Source organism: Corallococcus interemptor, from assembly GCF_003668875.1.
Classification (GTDB): Bacteria; Myxococcota; Myxococcia; order Myxococcales; family Myxococcaceae; genus Corallococcus; species Corallococcus interemptor.
Map to the genome: position 1 here is coordinate 1 of NZ_RAWM01000216.1, position 7,438 is coordinate 7,438.

General features: G+C 70.6%; 9 protein-coding genes. 3 read left to right on the top strand and 6 right to left on the bottom strand.

The window, feature by feature from the left end:
* A partial coding sequence (gene radC, locus D7X96_RS38015; RefSeq protein ID WP_121771924.1) for a RadC family protein occupies window positions 1–765 on the bottom strand: 765 nt, incomplete at its 3' end.
* A 176-nt stretch (window positions 766–941) separates the two neighbouring features.
* A complete protein-coding gene (locus tag D7X96_RS38020) occupies window positions 942–1,400 on the bottom strand; it encodes a cyclic nucleotide-binding domain-containing protein (RefSeq protein ID WP_121771921.1) in 459 nt (152 codons plus the stop codon).
* A gap of 62 nt (window positions 1,401–1,462) precedes the next feature.
* Between D7X96_RS38020 and trxB the strand changes: the two genes are divergently transcribed.
* The 3 genes from trxB to moaC are packed head-to-tail and all read left to right on the top strand — an operon-like array spanning window position 1,463 to window position 4,107.
* The gene (gene trxB, locus D7X96_RS38025) at window positions 1,463–2,446 is read left to right on the top strand and encodes a thioredoxin-disulfide reductase (RefSeq protein WP_370450225.1); all 984 of its coding nucleotides are present in this window, start codon (window positions 1,463–1,465) and stop codon (window positions 2,444–2,446) included.
* Between the two features lie 36 nt (window positions 2,447–2,482).
* Window positions 2,483–3,670 carry a trans-sulfuration enzyme family protein gene (locus D7X96_RS38030; protein ID WP_121771922.1) on the top strand — a complete coding sequence of 396 codons (1,188 nt, stop codon included), beginning with the start codon at window positions 2,483–2,485 and terminating at the stop codon, window positions 3,668–3,670.
* Complete coding sequence (gene moaC / locus D7X96_RS38035; protein WP_120551504.1) at window positions 3,667–4,107, top strand: cyclic pyranopterin monophosphate synthase MoaC; 441 nt, start codon at window positions 3,667–3,669, stop codon at window positions 4,105–4,107. The genes D7X96_RS38030 and moaC overlap by 4 nt, the downstream gene beginning before the upstream one ends.
* Here the strand turns inward: moaC and D7X96_RS38040 are convergent.
* From D7X96_RS38040 to D7X96_RS38055, 4 genes are all read right to left on the bottom strand, one after another.
* Complete coding sequence (locus D7X96_RS38040) at window positions 4,104–4,661, bottom strand: NUDIX hydrolase (RefSeq protein ID WP_121725063.1); 558 nt, start codon at window positions 4,659–4,661, stop codon at window positions 4,104–4,106. The two genes, moaC and D7X96_RS38040, sit on opposite strands and share 4 nt — an antisense overlap.
* Window positions 4,662–4,674: 13 nt before the next feature.
* Window positions 4,675–5,499 carry a SirB1 family protein gene (locus D7X96_RS38045; protein ID WP_120551522.1) on the bottom strand — a complete coding sequence of 275 codons (825 nt, stop codon included), beginning with the start codon at window positions 5,497–5,499 and terminating at the stop codon, window positions 4,675–4,677.
* Window positions 5,500–5,584: 85 nt separating this feature from the next.
* Window positions 5,585–5,860, bottom strand: a complete 276-nt coding sequence (locus tag D7X96_RS38050; protein ID WP_120551523.1) for a hypothetical protein — start codon at window positions 5,858–5,860, stop codon at window positions 5,585–5,587.
* Between the two features lie 17 nt (window positions 5,861–5,877).
* Window positions 5,878–7,438, bottom strand: a 1,561-nt coding sequence (locus D7X96_RS38055) for a YiiX/YebB-like N1pC/P60 family cysteine hydrolase (protein ID WP_121771923.1), incomplete at its 5' end; no start/stop codon positions are given.

Sequence of the window (7,438 nt, forward strand, 5' to 3'; positions counted from 1 at the left end):
GCCCCCGTCCGTGCCGCACCGGCGCCGCCCCTCCCGCTCGCTGTCCGGGAGGATGCCCCGCTCCAGCATGGACACGAACGCGCCGTCCCCCACGACGACGTGGTCCAGCAGCTTCACGCCCAGAAGCCCCGCCGCGCGCGCCAGGTGCTCCGTGAGCCCCACGTCCTGGACGCTGGGCTCCGGGTCCCCGGAAGGGTGGTTGTGCGCGAGCACGATGGCCGTGGCCCGCGCGGACAACACCGCGGCGAACACCTCCCGAGGGTCCACCGGGCACGCGCTCAGCGTCCCTTCCGCCACCCGCGCGTCGTGCACCAGCACGTTGCGCGGGTTGAAGCACAGCACGTGGAACACCTCGCGCCCCAGCGCGCCCAGCATGGGCGCCAGGTACGCGTGCACCTCCTTCGGGTTTCGCAGCCGGGGCCGCTTCTCCGAGGAGCGCTGCGCGCGACGCCCCAGCTCCAGCGCCGCCAGGAGCCGGGACGTGCGCGAGGGCCCCACGCCCCGCCGCGCGCACAGCACGCGCGGATCCTCCTGCACCAGCGCCTTGAGTCCGCCCTTCGCCACGCGCTCCGCCGCGTCCCCCAACCCTTCCGTCCACAGAAGCCCCAACAGCTCCAGGTCGGTGAGGGCCTCCGCGCCCAGCCGGAAGAGGCGCTCGCGCGCGTCCTCCAGTCCTGGCAATCCCGGGCCGCGCGCCCTCACCGACCTTCCACCCGTGGCTTCCCCTTCGCCCGACTCCGCCCACGCCTCTCCACCTTGTTCCATCCCGCCTCCGTCCACGCGACGGCGGGCTTGAGCAAGGCATGTGCCTTCCAGCGTTCACTCCGGAACGCGGGGCGCGGCCCCGTCCAGCAACGCGTGAAGAGGCCCGGTGGCGGGACGGACAGCGATGCTCCACTCGCACTCCTGGCGTGCGAGGAGCCGGGAAGCGCGGCCGGCCGCTAGAAGCGGGAGATGGCGAAGAAGGCCTTGATCTTGTCGTTCGTCTCGCGAAGCCGCTCGCTCAGCGTGCGGACGAACGTCCAGAGGAGGACGTAGGCCAGGTCCTTGTCCGTGAACATCAGCTGGTCCAGCTTCGCGCGCTCGATGACCCACACCGTGCAGCCGGTATGGGCGATGGCGTCCGCGGAGCGGGGTGAATCCTCGATGACCGCCATCTCCCCGAAATACTGCCCGGGTTCGAGGATGGCGAGCGCCTCCTCCCCGATGCCCGGCACGGATTTGGAAATGCGCACCTTGCCGTCGGTGAGGATGAACATGTCCTGGCCGGCGTCGCCCTCGCGGAATAGAAAATCCCCGGCCACATGGGTCCGGGCCCGGGCGATGCGGGCGACCTTGGCGAGCTGGCCCTGGGTCAATCCCTCGAAGAGCGCAACCTTCTTGAGGACAGCGGCATCCATGGGGTCCAGGTTCGTATCATGGCCAGGACGGCGGCGTCTGTTACCGTCCGGGCCGTCAACGTATGAGCGCAGGAGGCGCCGTGTCGCAGGACAAGATCCAGAAGGTCACCATCATCGGCTCGGGCCCGGCGGGCTACACGGCCGCCATCTACGCGGCGCGCGCCAACCTGGAGCCCGTGGTGTTCGCTGGCGGCCCCACCCTGGAGCACCCCCAGCGCGTCCCGGGCGGCCAGCTCATGGTCACCACCGACGTGGAGAACTACCCCGGCTTCCCGGAGGCCATCACCGGCCCGGAGCTGATGGAGCGCTTCCAGAAGCAGGCGGAGCGCTTCGGCACCGTCATCCACATGGAGAACGTCACCAAGGTGGACTTCTCCAAGCGGCCCTTCCTGCTGGAGAGCGAGAGCGGCATCCAGATCCGCTCGGAGACGGTCATCATCTCCACGGGCGCCACGGCCAAGTGGCTCAACGTCAAGGGCGAGGACGCCTACAAGAACCGCGGCGTGTCCGCGTGCGCCACCTGTGACGGCGCCTTCTTCAAGAAGCAGGACGTGCTGGTGGTGGGCGGCGGCGACACGGCCATGGAAGAGGCCACGTACCTGGCGAAGATCGTCAACCACGTCACGCTCATCCACCGCCGCGACACGCTGCGCGCGTCCAAGGTGATGCAGGAGCGCGCGCTCAACAACCCGAAGATCTCCTTCATGTGGGACTCCGCGGTGGAGGAGGTCGTGGGCGACGGCAAGGGGATGACGGGCGCCGTCGTACGCAACCTCAAGACGGGCGACAGCAAGCTCGTCAACGCGCACGGCCTGTTCGTGGCCATCGGCCACACGCCGAACACGGAGCTGTTCCAGGGCATCCTGGAGACGCACCAGGGCGGCTACCTGAAGACGATCCCGGGCAGCACGCGCACCAACATCGAAGGCGTCTTCGCCTGCGGCGACGTGCAGGACAGCTACTACCGCCAGGCCATCACCGCGGCGGGCACGGGCTGCATGGCCGCCATCGACGCGGAGCGCTGGCTCATCGAGCACGGCGAGTAGTCACGTCCTTTCCGTCCCAAGCGAGACCCCACGCGCATGAGCAAGAAGCAGAAGACGGTGGCGGTGCACGCGGGCTCCCGGCTCACCGGGAGCAAGGCCGTGCCCGTCATGCCGCCCATCTTCCCGGCGGCGGTGAACTGGTTCGACAGCAGCGACGACCTGTCCGACGCGCTGGACGGAAAGGACTACGCCTACGCCCGCATCAGCGCGCCCAACGCGGCGCTGCTGGAGGAGGCGGTGGCGGCGCTGGAGGGCGCGGAGGCCTGCGTCGCGTACGCCAGCGGCATGGCCGCGCTACGCTCGCTGTTCGACGCGCAGCCGTGGAAGGCCGGCGACGTGCTGGTGATGCCCACGGATGGCTACGGCGTCACCCGCGCGCTCTACAAGAACCTGTGCGCCCGCTGGGGCGTGGAGCTGCGTCCTCTCGACCAGACGTCCCCGGACGCGCCCGCGCGCATCAGGGAATGGCGTCCGCGCCTGGTGCTGGCGGAGAGCATCTCCAATCCGCTCCTGCGCGTGCCGGACATCCGCGCGCTCGCGCAGGCGTGCAAGGACGCGGGGGCGGTGTTCGCGGTGGACGCGACGTTCCCTTCGCCCGTCGGCCAGCGCTCGTTGGAGCTGGGCGCGGACTACGCCGTGCAGTCCACCAGCAAGTGGCTCAACGGCCACAGCGACGCGCTGGGCGGCACGGTGAGCGGTTCCAAGGCACGCATCGACCCGCTGCGCTCCGCGCGCATCCTGTCCGGTGACGTGCTGGGCCCCTTCGAGGCGTGGCTCACGCTGCGCGGCCTGCGCACGCTGCCCGTCCGCATGAAGGCCCACAACGAGCACGCGGCACATGTTGCCAGGCGGCTCTCGGACTCGCCTCTGTTGGAGCGGGTCATCTACCCGGGCCTTGCTTCCCACCCGGACCACGCGGTGGCGGCGCGGGTGCTGGAGGGCGGCTTCGGGCCCATGGTGGCGTTTGAAATCAAGGGCGCGGGGCAGAAGGAGGGCGACCGGTTCCTGGAGGCGCTGCGGGTGGCCAGGCCCGGTCCGTCGCTGGGAGACGTGGGCACGCTGGTGATGCACGCGGCCAGCGCCAGCGCCCGCCGGATGACGCCCGAGGAGCGCGCGCAGGCGGGCATCCGCGACAGCCTCATCCGCGTGTCCGTGGGGCTGGAGGATCCGGACGACGTCGCGGACGACCTGCTCGCCGCGGTGGCGAAGGGGGCCGGCCGGTGAAGATGGTGGACGTCGGCGACAAGCCGAAGACGGACCGCGTGGCGGTGGCCACCGCGCGCCTGCGCATGCTGCCGGAGACTCGCGAGCGCATCCTCGCGGGGAAGGTGGAGAAGGGGGACGTGCTCGCGGCGGCGCGCCTCGCCGGCATCATGGCCGCCAAGCGCACCCCGGACTTCGTGCCCCTGTGCCACCCCATCGCGCTCGCGGGCGTGGAGGTGACGCTCACGCCCGTGGACGAAGGGTTGGAAATCTCCGCGCGCGTGAAGACGGTGGACCGCACAGGCGTGGAGATGGAAGCGCTCACGGCCGCGTGCGCGGCGGCGCTCACCGTCTATGACATGTGCAAGAGCGTGGACCGCGGCATGGTCATCGAAGCGGTGCAGCTGGACCACAAGTCCGGCGGCCGCTCCGGCACCTGGGACCGCGAGCAGGCCTAACGCTTCGCCTCCGCGCGCAGCCGCTCCAGGAAGAAGGCCACCACCACCAGCGAGTGCGTGATGTGGCCTTCAAGAATCAGCCGGGGCAGGTCCGCGCGCGGGTGCAGCTCCACGGCGATGTCCTCGCCGTCGTCCGGGTTCCCGTCGCTCACGCGCTCGCAGTCCAGCGCCAGGTACGTGTGGCAGCGGTTGGACTGGAAGGCCGGGTTGGGGTGCACGACGCCCAGCGGCTCCAGCCTCGCGGCGCGGTAGCCCGTCTCTTCTTCCAGCTCGCGCGCGGCGGCCGTGGCCGGGTCCTCGCCCGGGTCGATGACGCCGCCGGGCACCTCCAGCGTCGCCGCGTCGATGCCGAAGCGGAACTGGCGCACCATCACCAGCGCGTCCTGCTTCGTCACCGCGATGACGTTCACCCAGTCCGCGCACTCCAGGCGCACGCGGCCGTGCTCCAGGTTCGTGCGCGGGTCGGCCACCACGTCCTCGCGCACCTTCACCACCGTGAAGTCGTGCTCCAGGCCCCGGCGCAGGCGCGGCCAGGGCTTCACCTTCGAGTGCATCCGGGGAGTCCTTTCAGTTGAGCAGCTCGGCGCGCTCGCGCAGCTCCCGGGCGGACAGCTCCAGGCGCTCGCGGTCCGGCGCGTCCGGGGACAGCTCCAGGCAGCGCTCCACGTCCTTGAGCGCCGCGCGGAAGGCGCCCAGCGTGGTGAGCAGCGACGCGCGGGTGCGCAGCTCTCCCGGGTGGTCCGGGGCCAGGAGCAACAGCAGGTCCACCACCGCCAGCCCCTGCTGGCTGTCGTCGCGGCCCAGGTACACGCGGCGCAGGTTGGACAGCATGCGGTACGCGATGAGCTCCACCGGCGCGGGCGCCAGCATGGCCCGGTCGAACTTGAGCTGCGGCGCCACGCGCTTGAGCAGCTCCTCGCAGCCGTGCTCCGTGAGGATGTCGCCGTGGTGGAACGGATCCATCACCAGCTTGTGGTCCCCCGCGTCGCACGCCACCAGGAAGTGGCCGGGGAAGGGGACCCCGTACAGCGGGATGCCCGCGCGGCGCGCCACCTCCAGGTAGACCACCGACAGTGTTATCGGCAGCCCCACCTTCCGCTCCAGCACCCGGTCCAGGAAGCTGTTGTCCGGGGAGTGGTAGTCGTCCTCGTTGCCCCGGAAGCCCTCGAGGTCCGCCAGCACGTGGCGCAGGGCGCGCAAGGGGGCCAGGGCTTCGCCCTTCTCGCGCAGCCGGTCCGCCTCCACCTGCACGCGCGCGGCGAGCGCGTCCAGCGTCCTCAGACACGCCGGAGCATCCAGGTCCTCACGGCCCAACGTCGCGATGGCCAGGGCCGCAAGGTCCAGCCGCGGCGGCTCAGCGGCCAGGGAAGACACCAGCCGCTCGCGCGCCAGCGGAGGGCCGAAACCAGAGGGAAAGCTCACGGTGTGCACCAGTAACCCACGGATGCTCCTCACGGCAAAGGCAGGCAGCCGAGCGTCAGATGCCCGGCGGCGCCAGGGGCAGCCGGCCCTTGATTTCCGCCCGCAAGGCCATCTGGGCGGAGATGAGCCCCGCCAGGATGCCGTCCTCGAACTCGAAGGTCGGGTGGTCCTTCAGCTCCGGAAAGTCGTGCGGGTTGCGCAGCTCCTCCGGCCCGATGTTGGGCACCGCCTCGCGCGCCAGCTTCAGGACCTTCGCCTGCTGCTGGGCAATCATCCGCTCGTAGAGGGGGGTGGCCAGGGCCAGGAACTCGTTCGCCGTGTCTTCCGTCATGGTGTGTATCTCTCGCTTCACTCTTGGGCGATGTCCCACTTCATGCGCCGGTAGGTGTAACGGAAGGCCTCGGCGTTCGCTTCGATGGCGTCTCCCTGGGCCTCCCGCCCGTCCAGGAAGGCGACGAAGTCGAACTGGCGGCCGGGTTTTCCGTACTCCGCGTCGAACACGCGCACGATTTCGTTCGCCGGCAGCGTCCGGCGTCCCGCCACGCTCACCAGGGGGATGTCCAGGCCCTTCATGTCCTTGGCGGGTGCGTAGGACTTCCACACCAGCTCCGTGCACACCAGGGACTGGTCGGAGAAGAAGTCGAAGTTGAAGTCGTACGGCCGGCCCTGGAAGGTGAAGGCGCGCAGGATGGCGCGCGCCTTGTCCACGTTGGACAGCCGGGGCCGCAGCACGCCCAGGTAGTCCACGTGCATGCCGTGCTCCACGCCGGTGAAGCTCACGCCTTCACTGATGGATTCAATGATGCGCACCGGGTCGCCGTGCGCGTCCGGCCGGGTGTACTGCGCCCACTTGGCGGGGAAGGCCTTCGCCAGGTGCGCGGTGAAGGTCCCAGTCCCAGTCGCAGGCTGGCCGGGCAGGGTGGCCACCCAGGCCTTCACGTCCGGGTCCGCGTCGAAGGCCCGCGCCATCTCCTGCGCGGTGCCCACGTACAGCTCCGCGTGCGGCCAGAAGCCCGGCAGCCCGATGTTGGACAGGAACCAGTTCTGCCGCGCGACCATCACGTCGCCCGGGGCCAGGTGCGGCAGCAGCGCCAGCACCTGCTCGCGGGTGATGAGCGGCTTGCCGGAGCGGTGCACGCGGGTGTCGCCCATCCACTCGGCCACCGTCTTCTGCACCGGGAACACCGCGCGGGCGGTGGTGTCCTGGGTGACGTCCGCGGCGGCCTTGGCGAAGAGCACCGGGCCGCGCTTCATCAGGCGCGCGCGGGCCGCCTTGCTGTCCTTGCGCATGGCCTGGAAGAGCGCGGGGACGCCGGGCTCGTCGAGCACGCCGGACTTCGCCAGCACCGGGTGCAGCGTGGCGCGGTAGCCGTCGCCGGTGAAGAGCTGCGTGCTGGTGCCCACGTGGACGACCTTCTTCTTGAAGCGGCTGAAGGCGCGCGCGGGCAGGCCGTACTCGGGGCTGGGCTCATCCAGCAGCACCTCCAGCTGCGCCTGGCCGCCGGTGAGGTCCGCGAAGGCCATGCCCTGGGCCAGCTCCGCCGTGAGCGCCGCGTGGGTGAGCAGGAAGCCCCAGGCGTGCTTCTTCGGCTGGGTGAGCACGGGCACCTTGAGGAAGTCCCAGTAGCGCTGGCGCACCACCTCCGTGGAGACGAAGCAGTCGAAGAAGGCGGCCCAGGTGGACACCAGCAGCTGCTTCTCGTCCGGGGTGTAGGGCACGTCCTTCCCGCGCTGGTAGAGCGCCTTGGAGCGGAAGGCCTGTTCCTTCAGGCGGCGCAGGCCGTCCGTGCCCTGGCGCAGCGTCTCCAGGTCGCGGCGGGCCTGGGCGACGAAGGCGGCGTCGTCCAGCTCGTAGACGTCGCGCGGGGCCTGCCCGGCGGGACGATGACGAGCTCGCGGGACGCATGGC